Here is a 20018-nt window from a genome sequence, read left to right on the forward strand (position 1 = left end):
GAAATAGTAGCTCTACCAAATACCCCACCGGGACATCTCCTGGCGGGGTATTTGGCGTGTCCGGCACGTTCAGCAAACATTCAGCGGGCATTCATTACGGGTTAAGGTACAGATGCCATAATACACCTAAGAAATGAACGAATCGGAGTGGATCATACAATGAAATTACTGAAGAGGCCGGGTATCGATGTTGTCCTGCTAATGATTATGCTGCTGGCAGCCGTCCTGTACGGATACGGAATCTGGAATGACCAGTATGCCAATACGTACTATACAACCGCAGTGGGCAGCATGCTGCAGAGCTTTCATAACTTCTTCTTCGCTTCCCTGGATTCGGCAGGGTCTGTAACGGTTGATAAGCCGCCGGTAACCTTCTGGCTGCAGACCTTAAGCGCGCTGGTCTTCGGCCTGCATGGCTGGAGTGTCATTCTGCCGCAGGTGCTCAGCGGTGTGGGCTCGGTACTCTTAGTCTATCTGCTGGTGAAGCCTACTTTCGGACGGGCGGCGGCACGGCTTGCAGCGCTCGTTATGGCCGCTACTCCGGTAGCAGCGGCGGTAAGCCGGACGAACAATATTGATACGCTGCTGGTGTTCACACTGCTGCTGGCGGCATGGTTCCTGTTCAGAGGCACCCGGACCCACCGGCTTGGCAGCCTGCTGGCAGCCTTCGGACTCATCGGTGTCGCTTTCAATGAGAAGATGCTGCAGGCGTATATGGTTCTTCCGGCCTTTTATCTATTCTATCTCCTGGCAGCCAAGGTGAACTGGAAGAAGAAAACCGGCACCCTTGCAGCCTGCACGGCCTTACTACTGGCAGTGTCTCTATCCTGGGCGGTAATTGTCGATTCCATTCCGGCGGATGAGCGTCCTTACATCGGGAGCAGCGGCACCAATTCTGTGCTGAATCTGGCTTTTGGCTATAACGGTGTGTCCCGTCTGACCGGTGACCGCAGCACTGGCGGCGGTGGAGGCGGCTTCGGTGGCTTTGGCGGTGGCGGCATGCCAGAAATGAACGGGGAAATGCCGGACTTTAACGGTCAATTCCCGCCCATGGATGGAGCTGGCGGGCAAGGGACGATGACCGGCCGTGATTCCGCCGCCGTGGACAATCAGAGCCGTGACAGCGGCGGGGCTGCCTCAGGCCAGGACGGACGCGGTGGCGGAATGGTGCCGGGCGGACAGGACGGCGGGCGGCGCGGAGAAGGAGAGAACGGAGGATTCGGCGGGTTCGGAAGCCCGAACGGACGCGGTGGGATGAACGGCGGCGGTGGCGGCATGTTCAACACAGGCACTGCCGGTCCGCTAAGGCTGTTCCAGCAGGAGCTGTCCGGCCAGGCGAGCTGGCTGCTGCCGTTCGTGCTGCTTGGCAGCATCGGGATCTTGGCCAGCCTGCGCCGCAGGAGCTTCACCCGGCAGCATAAGGAAGCCCTGTTCTGGCTGGCCTGGCTGGTTCCGGTCATGGGATTCTTCAGCATCGCCAGCTTCTTCCACCAGTACTACCTGATCATGATGGCTCCGCCGGTGGCGGCGCTGGCAGGTGCAGGCTGGTCTCAGCTCTGGAGCTACTATAAGGAGCGGAAGACCTGGCTGTCCTGGCTGCTGCCCGCAGCGGTGCTGGCTACAACGGCGCTTGAGGTATACATTATCCGTCCGTATAACGATACTATCGGCAGCGGGTGGTCCGTAGGCATACTGGCAGCAGGTATTGCAATGACAGTAGTGCTGATCATTCTGCGGCTGCTGAAGGCGGTACGGGGTAAGCCTTCCTGGTTACATGCCGCTGCGGTAACAGGATTTCTGGTGCTGCTGATTGGCCCGCTCTACTGGGCTTTCACACCGATTGCCTATGGCAATAATAGCATGACGCCGGCAGCAGGTCCGGATAGCGGAAGTTCCTTCAGCTTCGGTAGGGGGAATATAAGCAACATGGGCAACGCGCCTGGCGTGGACACCAGGGCCGGAATGGGCGGCATGGGGGGAAGGAATAACGCCGCTGGTATTAATGAGTCTCTGATGGGCTATCTCAAGGAGCATAATACCGGCGAGAAATATCTGTTCGCAGCGATGGATTATGGTACGGCAGGCCCTTATATCATCGACGAAGGGGAGCAGGTTGTTATCCTGAACGGCTTCAATGCGTCAGATACGCCTTACACCCCGGACACCCTGAAGGCGCTTGTGGCGAGCGGGCAGGTGAAGTACTTCCTCGTCACCAACGGCGGCATGGGCGGGGGGCGTGGCGGCAGCTCGGAGATTACGGAATGGATTACCAAGAACGGCACGGAGGTTCCGGCCGCAGACTGGCAGGGAACACAGAACAGCGGCAATGCCGGAACCCTTTATGAGATAACCCTGAACTAACCTGCGGAAGCAGGAGATCAGGAAGCGCGTATATCCGGCCCTTTGCCGGCGCGCTTCCTTACTACTTTTGAGGAGGAGCTGCCCATGAGTGTTCAAGTGCGCTATTCCATTATTATACCGATGTTCAATGAAGAGGCTGTTATTCAGGAGACGTACCGGCGCATCAAAAAAGTAATGGGCACAACAGGCGAGCCCTACGAGCTGATCTTCGTCAATGACGGCAGCACCGACAACTGCGCACAGATGATCGAGGAGTACAGCTATTGGGATGAAAGTGTGAAGCTGATCGATCTGTCCCGCAATTTCGGGCATCAGGTCGCTATTACGGCAGGGATGGATTATGCGCTGGGCGATGCGGTTGTGATCATTGACGCGGATCTCCAGGACCCGCCCGAGCTGATTCCGGAGATGATTGCGGAGTGGAAGCAGGGCTACCAGGTTGTGTATGCCAAGAGAATCAAGCGAAACGGAGAGTCCCTGTTCAAAAAATGGACGGCCAGCTTATTTTACCGGGTGCTGCGTTATTCGACAGATATCTCCATTCCGGTGGATACCGGCGATTTCCGCCTGATGGACCGCAGGGTCTGCGACGAGCTGAAACGTCTGCCCGAGAAGAACCGCTTCGTGCGCGGTCTCGTCAGCTGGGTTGGATTCCGCCAGAAGGCGATAGAATACGAGCGGGAGGAGCGTCTGGCCGGAGAGACCAAATATCCGTTCAGGCGGATGCTGAAGCTGTCGCTGGACGGGATTACCTCCTTTTCTTATAAGCCGCTGAAGCTGGCGGGCGTTCTTGGAGCACTGCTGTCCGTATCCGGCTTTCTGTACCTGATGTATGTGCTGTACCTGGCACTCTTTACGGATGCGGCCGTGAAGGGCTGGGCATCGATGATCGGAATCACCTTGACCTTCAACGGGTTCGTGCTGCTCATGCTGGGTATTCTGGGCGAGTATGTCGGACGGATCTATGATGAATCGAAGGGCCGTCCCCTCTACATCGTTCAGGAGTTCTACAGCGGCAGGCCGCAGCAGAGCACGCAGGAGCAGAGAGTCGCCAATCTCAACAAATAACCATATTTCTTAAGTAAGCGAACTTACTTGTGAGGTAGCCCCATTTCTTTTGGCTGGATTTATTCAAATATTGGATCTGTTGTAATTAATACAACAGATCGCCTTTTGGATGAATTAAAGTGAAATCTATTGTAGAAAATGCAATTGGAGCTAGTACATGCACTACGGTCGTAGCGCTAACTCAGATAGACGAGCATGTCTTACTCAAATAAAAAGGGGCTGTCCCAATAGTCATGTAATGACCATTGGGACAGCCTTTTGGTGACTAGTTGCAACCAACCTATGCTTTCAGCAAATCGTGATCGACATAACGTGCGCCGTTCAGCTCACTGATAATGTTGACGGCAACCTTGGCGCCGTCCCCGGCAGTGATAATGGCGTGTACGCTCATTCCGGCAACGGTTCCGGCGGCCCAGATCCCGTCGATATTGGTTTTGCCTTCCGGAGTGGCGGCAATCACCGTCTTGATTCTTGGCTCCGTACCCTCCTTGGTGGTTACCCCGGCTGCGGCAGCCAGATCCGTCAGTACACCTGTCGCCAGCACGACATGCTTAGCCTCATAAGTAGCTCCGCTCTCTGTGCCGATGACGAAGCCCTCACCGCTGGCTTCAAGCGATGTCGCCTGTCCGGCGACCAGCTCGGCCCCGAACTTCACGGCCTGTTTATGTCCGGTCTCTACCAGCTCAGGTCCGCCGATCTCACTAATTCCGTAATAATTCTCATACCAGCCTCTGCGGGTCATACCTTTGTCATTGTCAATCAGCAGTGTTTTTTTGCCGGCCTTGGCAGCGAACAGGGCGGCGCTTGCACCGGCAGGACCGGCACCGATAATGGCGATTTCATACATGAGATAACCTCCTAAAAGTTTTGATAGCATACTCTTCATTGAATCACATCGCAAAACTTGCTTCGGAAGCATATGCCTAAGTTTTGATAGCATACTCTTCATTGAATCACATCGCAAAACTTGCTTCGGAAGCATATGCCTAAGTTTTGATAGCATAAGCCTCATTGAATCACATCGCAAGACTCGCTTCATTCCTGCTTACTATTATATCGCTATTTACAGCTCATTGGCTAATCACGCAGGCAGGGAAGAAAGACCTTAAAGGCAGCCCCCTCACCCGGGGTGCTGGATACAGTAACGTCCCCCTGATGCGCTTCGGCAATGGACCTCGTAATCGATAATCCAAGCCCGGAGCCGCCGTATTTGCGTGTGCGGGAGGAATCGCTGCGGTAGAAGCGGTCGAAGACATGCGGGAGATGCTCCGCAGAGATGCCGGAGCCGTTATCCTTCACGGTCAGCTCTGCCCGTTCTCCCTCAGCGTGCAGCGATATATGGATGATGCCCTTGAGCGCATCGGTATGCTGAACCGCATTGTGGAATAGATTAAGAAGGACCTGTCTGATCTGGTCAGGATCAACCAGGCAACGGATGCCGCAGGCCAGGTCGAAGACGACCTGCCGCTCTCCGGCCAGCACCCGGAGTTGCGCCTGCATGTCGTCGATCAGCTCGCCCAGCAGTACCTGCTTGACCCGCAGCCGGGGCGCGCCGTCCATCCGGGCGAGCAGAAGCAGGTCCTCCACCAGCTTGTTGATGCGTTTGGCTTCACCGTGCATGCTGTTCAGCGCGCTGTAGAGCTGTTCCCGGTTATCGGCAGCTCCGCGCAGAAGTACCTCCAGGAAGCCGTAGATGGATGTCAGCGGCGTCCGCAGCTCATGGGAAGCATCTGCAGCGAACCGGCGCATCTGCTCTTTCGCCTCCCGCTCATTCTTGAACGAAATCTCCAGCCGCTCCAGCATGCCGTTGAAGGACTGGGCGAGCTGGTCGATCTCAAGCTGGCCCTGCTCCTCAGGGAACCGCACATTCAGGTTGCCGGCATCAATAATCTGGGCTGAACGCCCCATGTTGGATAAGGGGACCAGCGTTTTGCGCAGGGCAGGCAAATACAGCAGCAGCCCGGCCAGCAGAGCCGTTACCGACAATGCGCCGAAGATAAGCAGCTGCTGCAGGATGACATCCTTCAGCGGTCCGGTCTCCACCGTCATCTGCAGGAGCATCCGGGCAGCACCGGGCCTGCCGAGATTCATGAAGACCGCCAGATGCCGGCTGCCATCCCCGGCGGTAATCAGCTGGTAACTCCCGCCCCTCTTGTCCTGGGGGAGCTTCAACAGCTGGTCATAGGCCTCATTACTCATTCTCGGTGCAGGCGAAGCAGACAGGGTCTCCTCCTTCAAATCCATAAAGCTGCCGTCCTGATTATAGATAGCGAGGGTAGTATGGGCGTCGAGCAGCAGGGGGCGCCGGTCTCCCCCGGGCCGTCTGTTACCTGCATTATTGAAGATTTCAAATGGCACAGAGCGTATCTGGGTCTCCATCGCCTCTGCCCGGTTGCTGTATATGAAATTCCGCATGAGTACATACTGGAGTGTGCCAATCAGTATAAGCAATCCTGAGAGAATGAGCAGCGAGGCGGCGAGCAGCTGCTTGCGCAGGGAAGGCGGAGCATGGAATCTGCCCGTGAATCTATGGGTCCGGGCAGTCATACCAGATCCACCCGGTACCCGGCCCCGCGCAGGGTGCGGATGATCCGGTGCTCCTTGTCGCCGAGCTTCTCCCGGAGGGAGCGGATATAGACCTCCACGATATTCTCCTCCCCGCCGAAGTCATAGCCCCACACCTTGTCGAGAATCATCGGCTTGCTCAGGACCAGCCCGTGGTTAATTACCAGATACTGCAGCAGCTCATATTCAGTCGGAGACAGCTCCAGCACCTCATCCTTATGGCGGATCTCCTTGCGGCGGCCGTCAATCCGGAAGGGGCCGCACCGGACCTCGCCGAGCAGGCCGGGGAACTGGTTGCGCAGCCGGGCCTGAATCCGGGCCAGCAGCTCCTCGAAGCTGAACGGCTTCACCATGTAATCATCTGCGCCCAGAGACAGGCCCGTCACGCGGTCGTCCACCTCATCCTTGGCGGTCAGCATGATGATCGCCACCTCCGCTTCCTCGGAACGGAGGCACCGGCAGACCTCGAATCCGTCCATGCCGGGCATCATTACATCAAGGATAACAACATGCGGCTTGAAGTCGGCTGCCGCTGCCAGGGCTTCAGCGCCATCTGCGGCGGTCTGTACCTCAAAGCCTTCGTTCATTAGGCCCAGCTCCAGAAACTGAAGGATATGAGGCTCATCATCCACCAAGAGTAGCCGGACACCTTGTGGCGCTTTCATTAGCATTTCCTCCATTTTAAGTAAGTATAGTTAGTGTAGTATGTCCATAGTATGAATTCCCCGGTTGAACGTTTGCTGAAAATAGGCCTTTGGAGCCACGGATTCGATTCATTCCGGCCGATTGCGGTTAATCATAATGGTTATCTTATTATAGAAATATATTAACGCCATTCATCTGAAAAATAGTTATAAATTTAAAGTTTAAGGCAGGCAATAAAGGGTTTTGACGGCGGATCTAGAACACTTTAGAATATAAGGATACAAGCTGGTTTTTGCGCTTTATCACTCTGCTTAACCGGTAACCGGTCCTGTTCAGCTGTTTTCCTCCCCGTATAATTCGTATTCATCCTGTCACTGCATTTCTTTTGGGCTACATCTTTTCATAACACTTCTTTTTAGGGTATCTATTTAGGTCTACACTTCACAGCATAACTCATTCAACCTAATTTATTACATGTTACATTACCCATAAGTCAAGGAGGCTCTTCCATGAAGAAAAAAGAGATGGTAGCCATGCTATTGGCGGGAGGCCAAGGGAAAAGATTGAAAAGTTTGACCAAATCGATTGCCAAACCGGCTGTATATTTCGGAGGAACCTACCGCATCATCGATTTCCCTCTAAGTAACTGCTCGAATTCAGGCATCGATACCGTGGGTGTGCTGACACAATATGAACCGCTGGTGCTGCATTCGTATATCGGGGTCGGCAGCGACTGGGACCTGAACCGCAAGGATGGCGGCGTATTCGTCTTGCCTCCGCATGAACGGGAGAACGGAAGCAGCTGGTACCGGGGAACGGCAGATGCGATCTACCGCAATCTCAAGTTCGTGGATCAGTTCGATCCGGAGCATGTGTTAATCCTGTCGGGAGACCATATTTACAAGATGGATTATCATGCCATGCTGCAATATCACAAATCCAAGAACGCTGACTGCACCATCTCGGTCATTGACGTACCGCTGGAGGAAGCGAGCCGCTTCGGCATATTGAATACAGAAGATGATCTCAAAATTTACGAGTTTGATGAGAAGCCGGCCCAGCCTAAGAGCACGCTTGCCTCTATGGGTGTATATATTTTCAAATGGGATGTTCTGCGCAAACATCTGCTTGAGGACGGAGAGAACACCGACTCGTCGCATGACTTCGGCAAAGATATTATACCGATGATGCTGGGTGAAGGCCAATCCCTGTATGCTTATCCATTTGAAGGCTACTGGAGAGATGTGGGTACGGTAGATAGCCTGTGGGAAGCGAATATGGATCTTCTGAGCGATACACCTCCCCTGAACCTGAATGATACCGGCTGGAGAATTTTCACCCGCAATCCGAATCAGCCTGCACAATATGTGGCACCGGGAGCCAAGGTATCGAGCTGCATTATTAATGAGGGCTGCATTGTGCATGGCGAGGTGAAGCATTCGGTACTCTTCTACGGGGTAGAAGTTGGCGAAGGCAGTGTAATTACCGATTCTGTCATTATGCCCAAGGTGAAGATCGGCAAGAACGTGAGAATTCACAAAGCGATCATTAGTCAGAACACGGTCATTGAGGATAATATGGAAATCGGCGTCGACCGGGAGAATGAGGATGAAATTCTACTGATCGACAGACGAAGCAAGAAGCTCAAATCTGTAGCAGCCAAAACCATATAACCACAAGAGGACGGGGGATTAACGATGAAAGAGCTTATGGGCGTAATTAATCTTGATCATGAACTGGATAATCTCAATGAATTGACCTATTTCCGCTGCGGAGCAGCGGTCCCCTTCGCCAGCCGTTACCGGCTGATCGACTTCGTCTTGTCGAACATGATGCGTGCGGAGCTGGAGAGCGTAGGGCTGTTCGTCCGCCGCAAATACCGCTCACTGATGGATCATCTGGGCGACGGCAAATCGTGGGATATGAACCGCAAGCATGGCGGACTGTTCATCCTGCCGCCGGACTGGAATGACCCTACGGACACTTCCATCGGCGATCTCCAGCATTATCATAACAATCTCGATTTCTTCAAAAGGGCTGCGGCCAAATATATCGTCTTCTCCGGCAGCCAGCATATCAACACGGTGGATCTGCAGGACCTCTATCAGTATCACCTGGAACAGGGTGCAGACGTAACGATGGTCTACAAGCAGATCGATGAGCTTCTGCCCGAGCATGACCCCTGCCTGCGGGTCGAGCTTAATGACGACAACCTCGTTACGAATATTCACCATGAGAAGCATCATCCGAATGTGTATCTGGACATCTTTATTATGGAGAAGAAGCTGTTCCTGGAGCAGGTGGAGCATTGTATCGCCCATGGCGAGAGCTATTTCTTCCGCGATGCGATTCAGAAGAACCGCCACAAATTCAAAATTTCCGGCTATGAATATAAGGGTTATCATGCCGTTATCAATTCCCTGGAGAGCTACTATAAGAACAGCCTGGAGCTGCTGAAGCAGGAGAATTACTTCGGCCTGTTCAAAGAGAATCCGGTACAGACCAAGATTAAATACGAAGCGCCTACCCGTTATCTGGATAGCGCGTCGGTCAGCAACTCGCTGGTGGCCAACGGCTGTGTAATCGCCGGGTCGGTGGAGAACAGCGTTATTTTCCGGGGCGTACAGATTCGTAAGGGTGCGAGAATTATTAATTCTGTGATTATGCAGAAATGCGTCATTGAAGAGAATGCCGTGATTGAGAATGTTATTATGGACAAAGATGTGCATCTCAGCAAAGACCGGATACTCGTTGGAGACAGCAGGCGTCCATTTGTCATAGCCAAGAGCAGCAAGATATAATATCTGGATCAGGGGAAATGTGCCGCTAGGGGCATTTCTTCTGATCCAGTGTTGTAATAGGCACTATTATCAACAAATACATGCATTCTGTAAGGAGGAACCTGCTGTTGTTCAACGATAAAGAGACTTTCAAACAAGTGTTCCGCGAGAAACTCATCGGGAAATTAGGCAAGCCGCTTGAAGAAGCTTCGAACGCCGACATTTATAATATTCTCGGCAACATGATCCGCGAGAATGCCGGTAAGGACTGGGCGGCCACCAATCAGAAGTTCAAGATCGACAAGGATAAGCAGGTATACTATTTCTCCATGGAATTCCTGATCGGCAGGCTGCTGGGCAATAACCTGCTGAACATGGGTGTGCTGGAGGTCGTTCGCGAGGGCCTTGCGGATCTGGGATTCTGTCTGCAGGATATCGAAGAGGTCGAAGCCGATGCCGGCCTGGGCAACGGGGGGCTCGGGCGCTTGGCCGCCTGCTTCCTGGATTCGCTCGCTTCCCTGCAATATGCAGGACACGGCTGCGGCATCCGTTATAAATACGGCTTGTTCGAGCAGAAGATTGTAGACGGCTATCAGGTGGAGCTCCCGGATTACTGGCTGCAGAATGATAACGTGTGGGAAGTCCGCCGTGAAGATAAGCAGGTAGAGGTGCATTTCTGGGGACATGTGGACACCCGCTGGGAGAATGATGAGCTTGTGTTCGAGCACAAGGATTATGAGGCTGTACGGGCGGTTCCGTATGATATCCCGGTTATCGGTGCAGACCGCAGACATGTGAACACGCTGCGGAACTGGAGTGCCGAGTCCATCACCCAGCCATCGAGAGTTTTCGGTGCTCAGGGCGGTACGGATTATCACAAATTCCTGGAATACAAGCGTTCGGTGGAGTCCATCTCTGAATTCCTGTATCCCGATGATTCCCAGTACGAAGGCAAGCTGCTTCGTCTGAAGCAGCAGTACTTCATGTGCAGTGCCGGCCTGCAGAGTATTATCCGGACCTTCGCCAAGACAGGCCTGCCGATTGACAGCCTGCCTGACAAGGTAGCCCTGCATATCAATGACACTCACCCTACGCTGGTGATCCCTGAGCTGATGCGCATTCTGATGGATGTCTATAATCTGGGCTGGGATCAGGCCTGGAGCATGACTACCCGGATGGTATCGTATACTAACCATACCATTCTGAGCGAAGCCCTGGAGAAGTGGCCGATCGGCATGGTCAGAGAGCTGCTTCCGCGCATCTTCCTGATTATTGAAGAGATTAACGCCCGCTTCTGCGGCGAGCTGATGAGCAAATATCCTGGAGACCAGGACCGGATCAATCAGATGGCGATCATCCATGACGATCAGGTACGCATGGCACATCTGGCGATTGTCGCCAGCCACAGTGTCAACGGTGTAGCGGCGCTGCATACGGAGATTCTGCAAAAGCGTGAGATGCGGCTGTTCAATGAGATGTATCCGCACCGCTTCAATAACAAGACCAACGGCATTACGCACCGCCGCTGGCTGCAGCATGCCAATCCCGAGCTTGCCGGACTGATCAGCGAGTCGATCGGCACCCGCTGGATGCATCAGCCCCAGGAGATGATCGGACTGATCAAATACAGTGAGGATGCCTCCTTCCAGGAGCAGGTGGCCGCCATCAAACGCCGCAACAAGCTGCACCTGGCTGAATATATCACGAAAAAGCACGGTATTGCGGTAGATCCTGACTCGATCTTCGATGTACAGGTCAAGCGCCTGCATGCCTATAAGCGTCAGCTGCTGAACGTGCTTCATATTATGCATTTGTATAATCAGATCAAGGATAATCCATCCATTAATATCGTGCCGCGGACCTTCATCTTCGGTGCCAAGGCTGCTCCAAGCTATCATCTGGCCAAGCGGATCATTAAACTGATCAATACGGTGGCTGATGTAGTGAACAAAGACCCGGACATTAACGGGAAGATCCGTATCTTCTTCCTGGAGAATTATTCTGTATCGCTGGCGGAGAAGATTATTCCGGCCGCTGATGTCAGCGAGCAGATCTCCACGGCGAGCAAGGAAGCCTCCGGTACCGGCAATATGAAGTTCATGATGAACGGTGCGCTGACGATTGGAACCATGGACGGGGCTAATGTGGAAATGCATGAGATGGTAGGGGACAATAATATGTTCCTGTTCGGCCTCCGTGCAGAGCAGGTACTTGATTATTACCAGTACGGCGGATACCACGCCCGTGATATTTACAATGGCGACGGCCGGGTAAAAGAAGTCTTGGATCAGCTAATCGTCCCAGGCCCCTTCAGTTCCCATGCCCAGGAGTTCGATACGCTCTTCCAGTCGCTGATTGACAACAATGACGAATTCTTCGTGCTTAAGGATTTCGCCAGCTATGTGGAGACCCATGTCAAGATTGACCTGGCTTACCGGAATCAGAAGGAGTGGCTGAAGAAGTCCATCATCAATATCGGCCATTCCGGCAAGTTCTCCAGCGACAACACGATTAGCCGCTACGCCGCCGAGATCTGGCATATCGATCCGGTCCGGCTGTAACGCCATAGGTACGGCCTGCAGCTTCATAGCCGCAGCTTCGGGCGGTGTAACCAGAGCAGCAAAAGCCGCCCCATCCAGGAATCATTCCTGCGGTGGGGCGGCTTTTTTGATAGATAAGAATTGATATGTTTTGGGGTCCCCGCAAAGTACCTGAGTCATCATCAAAGCTAAGCTCCACTTTGCGGGGTTATTTTGAGTTTCAGGGCTTATTTGCTGCTGATAATGAAGGCTATCTTTACAGCACCTCGGATACCATGGCTGCGAACCGTTCGAGGAAGCGGCGCTCCTCGTCGTCGAAGCGGTGCTTGAGCGGGCTGTCGATATCCAATACGCCATAAAGGGTGTCCCCTTTGACCAGCGGAACAACTATTTCACTGTTAGAGGCAGCATCACAGGCAATATGCCCCGGGAAGGCATGGACATCGCCGACCACTAGTGTGCGGCGTTCAGCGGCTGCGGTTCCGCAGACACCGCGGCCCATCGGAATCCGGATGCAGGCCGGAAGTCCCTGGAAGGGTCCGAGCACCAGCTCTTTGCCGTCAAACAAGTAGAAACCGGTCCAGTTGGTGTCCGGCAGAGAGAGCTTTAACAGCGCCGAAGCGTTGGCCAAGTTGGCAATGGCGTTCGGTTCACCCTCCATCAGTGCCCCGAGCTGGCTGAGAACGGCCTCGAACCGTTCGCTGCGAGTGCCATCATAAGGCATGGCTTGAAACATGAAGCATCACCTTCCTGTACCTTGAGTCAGTATGAATCCCATAACTGTTAACTATCAAGATAGTACAGGGAAGCGTGATACGTCAAGTACAATCAAGGATTAACAGGTATTTCCGCTTAGTGGAAGAAGAGGAAGAAGTAAGAACCCTTGAAGTGAGGATGTTTCCGGGAACTCAGGGCAGGGTAATGCTTTTATAAATACAGCAGGCTAGGTAGCCAGAAGGAGTGAAACATGCGCGCTGATGTACAGAACTTGTTTATTGGAATCCATATGCTATATTGTGCACATGAGAAGGATCTGACACTAACGGAAATGCTGCCGGAGCTGGAGAACCTGGGGTACCGGGTGGCGGAGCGCGAAGTGAAACAGGAGCTGGAACGGCTGACCCAGGAGAATTTCCTCACCGCCCATGGCGACGCTTATAGTGTCACGGGAACGGGAATCGAAGAATTCAAAGCCATTCAGGCCAAGCTTGGGGTACTGTGCACCGAAGTGCTTAAGCCGGTTAAGGCAGCGGGTGCGTCGGGTTAATTCTGAATGCTGCTGCACGGAATGTAACATAACATTTGGTATAAGGTACAGCGTCTGACCGTGTGGCGGCAAGCCATAGGGTCAGACGCTGTTTGTGATGGGTAAGCGGAAGTGACAGGTAAACGCGCCGCCCGGGCAGAATAAGATGTATACTGGTAGGGTTGAAAGGGGACGGGAACATGTATGTGTGCGGAGGGGTTATCCCGGAATTAAGCGGACGGAGGGTGCATCTGCGGGCGATGCTGCCTGCGGACGCGCAGGCGCTGTTCGGGATTTGGAGCCATCCGGCGGTAGCGCCTTGGCTGGATGGCCCGCCTCTGTCCTCTGTGGAGGATGCAGAAGCACTGATTGCCTTGCTGGCGGAGTGGGCCGCGGAGGAAGAGAGCCTGCGCTGGAGCATCCTTGACCCGGAAGGCAGTGTCATCGGCAGCTGCGGCTATAACCACTGGCAGCTTCAAGGCGCTTACCGGGGAGAGATCGGCTTCGAGCTGTCACCGGCAGCCATGCGCCGGGGGTACATGCGGGAAGCGCTGGAGCTGGTGCTTGCGTTCGGCTTTCAGAGCATGGGGCTGAACCGGATGGAAGCCCTGTGCCACCCGGACAACCTTCGCGCAGAGCGGCTGCTCACGGGACTTGGCTTCCGGCAGGAAGGGCTTCTGCGGCAATACCGGCATACGGCGTCCGGCTATCAGGATGTAGTGATGTACTCCCTGCTGCAAGGCGATACGGGCGCAGGAGAGAGAACAGAGAGAACATAGAGAGAGGGTATGGATTCATTGAGTTCACTGGGGGAAAAGCAGCGAAAGTTAATATTGACAGGCGTACTGCTGGCCACATTTCTGGCAGCGATTGAAGGGACGGTAACGGGTCCGGCGGGACCGGCTATCGTAGGGGATTTTCAGGGGATGCAGTGGCTGAGCTGGATCTTTACAGCTTATCTGCTGGCGATGGCAGTGACCACGCCGATTTTTGGTAAGCTGAGTGATCTGATCGGGAGGAAGCCCGTGTTCATAGGCGGCGCTGTAGTCTTCCTCGCAGGCTCGCTGTTATGCGGGATCTCGCAGAGTATGGAACAGCTGATCATTTACCGGGGGATTCAGGGGATCGGTGCCGGGGCGCTGATTCCGATGACTTTTACCATTATCGGAGATATCTATAGCCTGAAGGAAAGGGCGAAGACGCAGGGGCTGCTTAGCTCGGTGTGGGGAATTTCTTCGCTGGTCGGACCGCTGCTTGGCGGTTATGTAGTGGATTACTTAAGCTGGCGCTGGGTATTCGTGTTCAATCTGCCCTTCGGCCTGCTGTCGATTATCTTCATCTCGCGTTACCTGAAGGAAGAGAAGGTCCGTCGCAAGACGAAGATCGATGTAGCCGGAGTGCTGCTGTTCGCTGCAGGGATGGGGGCGCTGCTGTTTGGTCTGACGACAGGGGGGCAGAGTCTGCCTTGGACTTCTCCGCTGCTCCTGGCTATTCTCCTCGCGGCTGTCCTGCTGCTGGTGGTGTTCCTGTTCGTGGAGCGCCGGGCCGCCGAGCCGATGCTGCCGCTGGAGCTGTTCTCCATCCGTAATATTGCAGTCTCTACAGGTGCAAATCTGCTGGTCAGTACGCTCATTATCGGCCTGTCTACGTATGTTCCGCTGTGGGTACAGGGTGTATTCGGCAAAAGCGCCGCCCTCTCAGGCCTGCTCCTGGCACCGATGTCGGTCGGCTGGATGCTGGGCTCCATTGCGGGCGGGCGGATGATTCTGCGCGCAGGCACGCGCCGCACGGGAATGCTCGGCTTGTCACTGATTGTTATCGCGGCTGTCGGACTAACGCTGATGAATGCAGACTCCTCCCAGCTGCTGCTTCTGATACTGATGCTGTGCTGCGGGGTGGGCTTCGGCTATGCCTCGACCGTCTTCACCATTATCGCCCAGTCCTCGGTGCAGCATGAGCAGCGCGGTGCGTCTACGGCACTGAACACCTTCACCCGCTCACTCGGGCAGACGGTGGGGGTGGCGATCTTCGGTTCGTGGCTGAACTTCAGCATTGACCGTAAGCTGGCGGAACAGCCGGGAGCCGCCGCCTCCGGCGCGGATATCAACCAGCTGCTTAACCCGCATAGCGGAAGCGTACTGCCTAAGGAAGCCTGGAGCAGTCTGCAAGGTGCGCTGGAGGGCGGTCTGCACTCCCTGTTCATCGTAATGGCGGTGTTCGCTGTGATCTCCCTGGTGATCTCGGTGCGTCTTGACCAAGGGGTGCCTTCCATACAGGAAGCAAGCACACCGTCGAAGCGTTAAGCTTGAAGTCTTAGCACGGATTGTCCTGATTATTGTATGCGAAAAAAACAAAGGGCTGTTCCAAGCAGCTGTTTCATGCTTTTTGGAACAACCCATATTCGGCTGAATTAGTGAATAGATTCACAACCGCTGATTCCTCAACTACCCTTATTTGCGCGGGAGCGGGGAAAGCTTCTCGGCTTGCAGGCCCATCTTCTTCAGCAGCACAATCATCTGTTCCTTCTCTTCGTCGCTGAGTCCGCTGAAGGCCAGATGCAGGCGCTCCGAGTACTTCGGATACATCTCGTTCATCAGACGTTCGCCCTCTGTAGTCAGCTCGGCAAAAATAACGCGGCGGTCACTAGGGCAAGGCTTGCGCTGCAGGTACCCGCGTTCTTCCAGCTTGTCGATCACATAAGTAACGTTGCCGCTCTGAAGCAGCAGCTTGGCACCGATCTGCTGGATCGGCTGCGATCCTTTGTAATAGAGAACCTCCATAACTGCGAAGGCGGTCGGGTTGAAGCCTTCGATCTTGCTGCCGGTTACAGCATGCTCGTTAATGCTCTTGAAGGACTTGGCAAAAACTCTGTACAAATGCAGGGTCAACTGAGTATCGCGTTCATAGGATTGTATCATGCTTCTCCACCTCTATTGTTAATCGTACGGGCTTATCCGCACGGTTTGGAATACTTGCTTCCTGATATCTAGTTTTACAATACGTCAAACAAAGATTGAAGAACATGTCATTTGTCACAATAAGCACACTTTTAATAATAAAAAATTGAACAATCTTTTGAAGGTGCTAAAAAAATGTATACCTGTGCGAAATTTGAAGTCGGCCACCGGTAGTCCGTATAATGAAGGCTACAGACTGCGGGACGGGTGAAGGGTGAAAATTATTGCAGCAAAGGCCTGTCTATGGTGCTATGATCGCATTATATTCAATGATGATACAGGGGATGGAGATAGAGATGGAAGAGACAGAAGGTCTGGATGAACAGAAGGCTCCGAAGCAGACGGAGGACCTGATCAACAAGTATTACGACGACGACGATGATGAGGATGAAGAGGATACCGTGCTTGATGTGGTGATTGAGGAAGCGGGCTATGAGGCAGGAGACATCCGCATCTCAGGAATCTCCTTCCAGGTGAAGAAGGGTGAGCTGCTGGGACTGATCGGACCGAACGGGGCCGGCAAAAGCACTACCATCAAGACGCTGCTTGGTCTGCTGAAGCATGCCAAGGCCCGGGTGAAACTGGGCGGCGAGAACCAGTCCTACGCCTACGTACCGGAGCAGCCGGTATTCTACGAGGACCTTACGCTGTGGGAGCATTTGGATCTGGCCGCTGCCGCGTACGGCTTAAGCTATGAAGCCTTCGAGTCTACGGCGGAACAGCTGCTGGTACAGTTCAGCATGACCCATGTGCGGGATGATCTGCCGGCGGGCTTCTCCAAGGGGATGAAACAGAAGATGATGCTCATGCTCGGCTTCCTGGTACAGCCGGATGTCTATATAGTGGATGAGCCGTTCATCGGGCTTGATCCCAGGGCCACCAAGGATTTCCTGCGGCTGCTGGAGGCGGAGCGGGAGCGCGGTGCCGGGGTGCTGATGTCCACGCATGTTCTGGATACAGCGGAGAAAATCTGCGACAGCTTCATTCTGATCTCCGGAGGCAAAATTGCCGCCGAGGGGACACTTGCGGAGATACGCGGGGAAGCGGGGCTGCCGGAGGGATCGCTGTTTGATTGCTTCGACGAATTAACATGAGCCGGAATTCATTTGCGTTCCCGGCTGCAAGGAATCTCTTAAGACGAAGACTGTTCTCCCATTTCCGGGAGCAGACGGCTATTATCCGTACGGCTGTAGACTGGACAGTCCTGCTGTATATCCTCATCCCGGGGGGCCTCCTCGGGGGCCGCTTCTATTATGGCTACTGGAACGGTGATCTTCCGGGCTGGTTCAGCCATGTCCCCTTTGTGGTCGTGCCTTCGCTGCTGGCCATTCTGCTGGCTACGGGAGGCATCGTGCTGCTGCTCCAGGAAGGGGATCTGCTGTTCCTGCGGCAGCGGCAGAACTGGATCAGCACGATCCTCAGGGGCGGAATGGTCTATAGTCTAGCGGTAACTGCGCTGAAGATGGCGGCGGTATACGTCATTCTGCTGCCGTTTCTGATCCGCGGCTATGATCTGAGCGCGGCAAGCGCCTATGGCTTGCTGGCGCTGACGATAGCCTGCAGTTGGGCCGTTAAGCTGCTGGGCCATATCGTCAAGGTGCAGCGGCAGGGCTTCCGCCGCCGGCTGTGGCTGATCCTGGCGGTGGCCGTACCCTGCGGGATCTACCTGCGTCTCGCACTCTTCTGGAAGGACAGCCCGGCCCTTCTGTTCCTTGCGGCTGCCGCCTACGCGGCAGTGACCGTCCTGGCCTTCAGAGCCCGCCTGCGCCTGCGCGGCACGTTCATGAATGATGTGCGCGAGGACTACAAGCAGCGGATGAGCATTGCAGCGATTCTGCTGCGCCGTGTGCTGGATAAGCCGCGCCCGACACGCTACAAGCCCTGGATCTTCCGCAAGTCACAGCCGCTGCTGGCTTCGAAGTTGCCTGAGAGCCGCTTCGCCGCCGCAGGGATCAAGGCGATGCTGCGCAATCCGGCCCATCTCAAGTTGTATTTGCAATTCACCGGGGTGTCGCTGGTGGCAATATTTATTGTGCCGGTAGTGCTGAAATGGCTGCTGTACGCCATCTTGACTTGCCTGATGGCCTATTGGCTGACCTCCTTCTGGAATCTGTTCTCCGGGGATGACTATATCGGCATTCTGCCGTTCACCAAGGTGCAGAAGGCGGATGCCGGTTCCAAGGCGATGCCTATCCTGCTGACGCCCTTCGCCGTCTTATGCTCAGCAGTACTCTGCATTCCGGCCTACGGCTGGTGGGGCTTGCTGATCTTCATCCCTGTCGGGGCTGCCGCCGGAATCTGGATCGGCCGCATATTCAGTGTCATAAGGTTTGCCAGATAACAGCAAGAAGCCTTCCTCCACAAGCCGGGGGAAGGCTTCTTGCTGTTAGGTCTGTTATGGCAGCATTCCGGAGGCTGATATATGCTTCCCGGATGCCACACCAGGGAGCCGCTACATACAGGCGCTGCTTATCCGCTTTTACTGCTCCGCCGCATGCTTGCCGGCCGTATAGCCGGTGGAGAAGGCAGCGGTAATATTATAGCCGCCGGTATAACCGTGAATATCAAGAATCTCACCGCAGAAATAGAGGCCTGCGGTCAGCTTGGACTGCATGGTCTTGGGGTTGATCTCCTTGAGCGCAACTCCCCCGCCGGTCACGAAGGCTTCCGCAAGGGAACGTGTCCCATGAACCTGAACGGGCATCCTCTTCACCAGGGCAGCCAGCGCCCCAAGGCCAGTCTTGGGCAGATGATGGCCTGTAATCTCCCCATCAAGCCCCCCCTTCGCCAGCAGCAGCGGGATCAGGCGCTCGGGCAGGAGTCCCTTCAGCGAGTTGCGGATAGCCTTCTTCGGCTCCAGATCGAGCTTATTCTGGAGCATAGATTCCGCCTCCTGGAGGGACAGGTCCGGGAACAGGTCGATGGACATCTCCACGGTGTCGGTTCCCGACTTCTGCTGAACCTGGCGCAGGAACTGGCTGCAGCGCAGCGCAATCGGGCCGGATAAGCCGAAATGGGTGAAGATCATATCTCCCCGGTGGGAGATCACCTTCTTGCCCCTCAGATTCCAGACGCTCAGCGTGACATCGCGGAGGGACAAGCCCTGCAGCTCCCCGGATTTGATCCACGGCTCCCTGGAGAGAATAGGGACCTCAGTCGGGAACAGCTCCGTGATCGTATGTCCGGCAGCGGCAGCCCAAGGGTACCCATCGCCGGTAGATCCGGTCTGCGGCACGGACTTGCCTCCGGTGGCGATAATGACAGCCTTCGCGCTGAAGGCCTTGCCTGACTCCAGGCGGATGCCCCGGACGGCCCCTTCCTCGTAGAGCACCTCACGGACCGGGCTGTCCGTCATGATCTGCACGCCAAGACTACGGACCTTGCCAACTAGCGCAGAGACTACGCTTGCGGCCTTGTCCGATACAGGGAACATCCGCCCGTTATCCTCCTCCTTCAAGGCGATGCCCAGCCCCTCAAAAAAATCTATAATATCCCGGTTGTTGAAATGGTCAAACGAGCTGTATAAAAAACGGCCGTTGCCCGGTATATGGGCGATCAGCTCTGAGGTCTCCTTTATATTGGTAACATTGCAGCGCCCGCCGCCCGAAATCCCCAGCTTGCGGCCGAGCTTCGCCCCTTTGTCGATCAGAAGTACGGACGCCCCGTGTCCGGCTGCGGCTACGCTGGCCATCAGCCCGGACGGGCCGCCTCCAATGACGATTACATCATAGCTATTCATTCATTTGCTCCTTTTGCTTATTGCTACACTCTATTAACGGCATCATACCATTCCAGACGGAGTGTAGCCAGATCCTGAGTGTCGAAACCTGATTATCGTTGTCAGGAAAGCGCGGTT

16 protein-coding genes are annotated in these 20018 nt (G+C 54.7%); 10 read left to right on the top strand and 6 right to left on the bottom strand.

Annotated elements, in window-relative coordinates:
- Positions 1-159: 159 nt before the first annotated feature.
- Together NSS83_RS22730 and NSS83_RS22735 are read left to right on the top strand one after the other, a co-directional pair.
- Positions 160-2361, top strand: coding sequence for a glycosyltransferase family 39 protein (locus tag NSS83_RS22730; RefSeq protein WP_341346528.1), 2202 nt, complete (start codon positions 160-162; stop codon positions 2359-2361).
- Positions 2362-2445: 84 nt separating this feature from the next.
- Positions 2446-3429: a glycosyltransferase family 2 protein gene (locus NSS83_RS22735; RefSeq protein ID WP_341182743.1), complete on the top strand. Its 984-nt coding sequence runs from the start codon at positions 2446-2448 to the stop codon at positions 3427-3429.
- Positions 3430-3709: 280 nt separating this feature from the next.
- Here NSS83_RS22735 and NSS83_RS22740 read toward each other — a convergent pair whose 3' ends face one another.
- The 3 genes from NSS83_RS22740 to NSS83_RS22750 form a co-directional block, all read right to left on the bottom strand.
- Positions 3710-4276, bottom strand: a complete 567-nt coding sequence (locus tag NSS83_RS22740; protein ID WP_341182741.1) for an FAD-dependent oxidoreductase — start codon at positions 4274-4276, stop codon at positions 3710-3712.
- Positions 4277-4506: 230 nt separating this feature from the next.
- On the bottom strand, positions 4507-5976 hold the full coding sequence (locus tag NSS83_RS22745) for a HAMP domain-containing sensor histidine kinase (RefSeq protein WP_341346529.1): 1470 nt from the start codon (positions 5974-5976) through the stop codon (positions 4507-4509).
- The gene (locus NSS83_RS22750; RefSeq protein ID WP_341346530.1) at positions 5973-6659 is read right to left on the bottom strand and encodes a response regulator transcription factor; all 687 of its coding nucleotides are present in this window, start codon (positions 6657-6659) and stop codon (positions 5973-5975) included. The genes NSS83_RS22745 and NSS83_RS22750 overlap by 4 nt, the downstream gene beginning before the upstream one ends.
- Positions 6660-7148: 489 nt before the next feature.
- Between NSS83_RS22750 and NSS83_RS22755 the strand changes: the two genes are divergently transcribed.
- The 3 genes from NSS83_RS22755 (at position 7149) to NSS83_RS22765 (ending at position 11980) form a co-directional block, all read left to right on the top strand.
- Positions 7149-8312 carry a glucose-1-phosphate adenylyltransferase gene (locus NSS83_RS22755; protein WP_341182738.1) on the top strand — a complete coding sequence of 388 codons (1164 nt, stop codon included), beginning with the start codon at positions 7149-7151 and terminating at the stop codon, positions 8310-8312.
- A gap of 24 nt (positions 8313-8336) precedes the next feature.
- Positions 8337-9440, top strand: a complete 1104-nt coding sequence (glgD, locus tag NSS83_RS22760) for a glucose-1-phosphate adenylyltransferase subunit GlgD (RefSeq protein WP_341182737.1) — start codon at positions 8337-8339, stop codon at positions 9438-9440.
- 107 nt (positions 9441-9547) lie between these two features.
- Positions 9548-11980, top strand: coding sequence for a glycogen/starch/alpha-glucan phosphorylase (locus tag NSS83_RS22765; RefSeq protein WP_341182736.1), 2433 nt, complete (start codon positions 9548-9550; stop codon positions 11978-11980).
- 235 nt (positions 11981-12215) lie between these two features.
- Here NSS83_RS22765 and NSS83_RS22770 read toward each other — a convergent pair whose 3' ends face one another.
- On the bottom strand, positions 12216-12695 hold the full coding sequence (locus tag NSS83_RS22770; protein ID WP_341182735.1) for a GAF domain-containing protein: 480 nt from the start codon (positions 12693-12695) through the stop codon (positions 12216-12218).
- Positions 12696-12926: 231 nt separating this feature from the next.
- Here NSS83_RS22770 and NSS83_RS22775 point away from each other — a divergent pair, with 231 nt between their 5' ends.
- From NSS83_RS22775 to NSS83_RS22785, 3 genes are all read left to right on the top strand, one after another.
- On the top strand, positions 12927-13226 hold the full coding sequence (locus NSS83_RS22775; protein WP_036700151.1) for a hypothetical protein: 300 nt from the start codon (positions 12927-12929) through the stop codon (positions 13224-13226).
- A 179-nt stretch (positions 13227-13405) separates the two neighbouring features.
- Entirely contained in the window at positions 13406-13984 is a 579-nt protein-coding gene (locus NSS83_RS22780; protein WP_341182734.1) for a GNAT family protein, read from the top strand.
- 9 nt (positions 13985-13993) lie between these two features.
- Positions 13994-15508, top strand: a complete 1515-nt coding sequence (locus NSS83_RS22785) for an MDR family MFS transporter (RefSeq protein WP_341182733.1) — start codon at positions 13994-13996, stop codon at positions 15506-15508.
- 147 nt (positions 15509-15655) lie between these two features.
- Here the strand turns inward: NSS83_RS22785 and NSS83_RS22790 are convergent, their stop codons facing one another.
- Positions 15656-16123, bottom strand: a complete 468-nt coding sequence (locus NSS83_RS22790) for a MarR family transcriptional regulator (protein ID WP_340757330.1) — start codon at positions 16121-16123, stop codon at positions 15656-15658.
- A 335-nt stretch (positions 16124-16458) separates the two neighbouring features.
- Between NSS83_RS22790 and NSS83_RS22795 the strand changes: the two genes are divergently transcribed.
- Together NSS83_RS22795 and NSS83_RS22800 are read left to right on the top strand one after the other, a co-directional pair.
- Positions 16459-17256, top strand: coding sequence for an ABC transporter ATP-binding protein (locus NSS83_RS22795; protein WP_341346531.1), 798 nt, complete (start codon positions 16459-16461; stop codon positions 17254-17256).
- Complete coding sequence (locus NSS83_RS22800) at positions 17235-18503, top strand: ABC transporter permease (protein ID WP_341346532.1); 1269 nt, start codon at positions 17235-17237, stop codon at positions 18501-18503. Before NSS83_RS22795 ends, NSS83_RS22800 begins: the two co-directional genes overlap by 22 nt.
- Before the next feature lie 138 nt (positions 18504-18641).
- Here NSS83_RS22800 and NSS83_RS22805 read toward each other — a convergent pair whose 3' ends face one another.
- A complete protein-coding gene (locus tag NSS83_RS22805) occupies positions 18642-19901 on the bottom strand; it encodes an NAD(P)/FAD-dependent oxidoreductase (RefSeq protein ID WP_341182730.1) in 1260 nt (419 codons plus the stop codon).
- Positions 19902-20018 lie beyond the last annotated feature (117 nt).

It is taken from the genome of Paenibacillus sp. FSL H3-0469, assembly GCF_038051945.1.
GTDB lineage: Bacteria > Bacillota > Bacilli > Paenibacillales > Paenibacillaceae > Paenibacillus_AQ.

Coding starts and splice junctions, on each gene's coding strand:
- NSS83_RS22730 (WP_341346528.1), top strand. CDS start 160: ATGAAATTACTGAAGAGGCCGGGTATCGATGTTGTCCTGCTAATGATT.
- NSS83_RS22735 (WP_341182743.1), top strand. CDS start 2,446: ATGAGTGTTCAAGTGCGCTATTCCATTATTATACCGATGTTCAATGAA.
- NSS83_RS22740 (WP_341182741.1), bottom strand. CDS start 4,276: ATGTATGAAATCGCCATTATCGGTGCCGGTCCTGCCGGTGCAAGCGCC.
- NSS83_RS22745 (WP_341346529.1), bottom strand. CDS start 5,976: ATGACTGCCCGGACCCATAGATTCACGGGCAGATTCCATGCTCCGCCT.
- NSS83_RS22750 (WP_341346530.1), bottom strand. CDS start 6,659: ATGAAAGCGCCACAAGGTGTCCGGCTACTCTTGGTGGATGATGAGCCT.
- NSS83_RS22755 (WP_341182738.1), top strand. CDS start 7,149: ATGAAGAAAAAAGAGATGGTAGCCATGCTATTGGCGGGAGGCCAAGGG.
- glgD (WP_341182737.1), top strand. CDS start 8,337: ATGAAAGAGCTTATGGGCGTAATTAATCTTGATCATGAACTGGATAAT.
- NSS83_RS22770 (WP_341182735.1), bottom strand. CDS start 12,695: ATGTTTCAAGCCATGCCTTATGATGGCACTCGCAGCGAACGGTTCGAG.
- NSS83_RS22775 (WP_036700151.1), top strand. CDS start 12,927: ATGCGCGCTGATGTACAGAACTTGTTTATTGGAATCCATATGCTATAT.
- NSS83_RS22780 (WP_341182734.1), top strand. CDS start 13,406: ATGTATGTGTGCGGAGGGGTTATCCCGGAATTAAGCGGACGGAGGGTG.
- NSS83_RS22785 (WP_341182733.1), top strand. CDS start 13,994: ATGGATTCATTGAGTTCACTGGGGGAAAAGCAGCGAAAGTTAATATTG.
- NSS83_RS22790 (WP_340757330.1), bottom strand. CDS start 16,123: ATGATACAATCCTATGAACGCGATACTCAGTTGACCCTGCATTTGTAC.
- NSS83_RS22795 (WP_341346531.1), top strand. CDS start 16,459: ATGGAAGAGACAGAAGGTCTGGATGAACAGAAGGCTCCGAAGCAGACG.
- NSS83_RS22805 (WP_341182730.1), bottom strand. CDS start 19,901: ATGAATAGCTATGATGTAATCGTCATTGGAGGCGGCCCGTCCGGGCTG.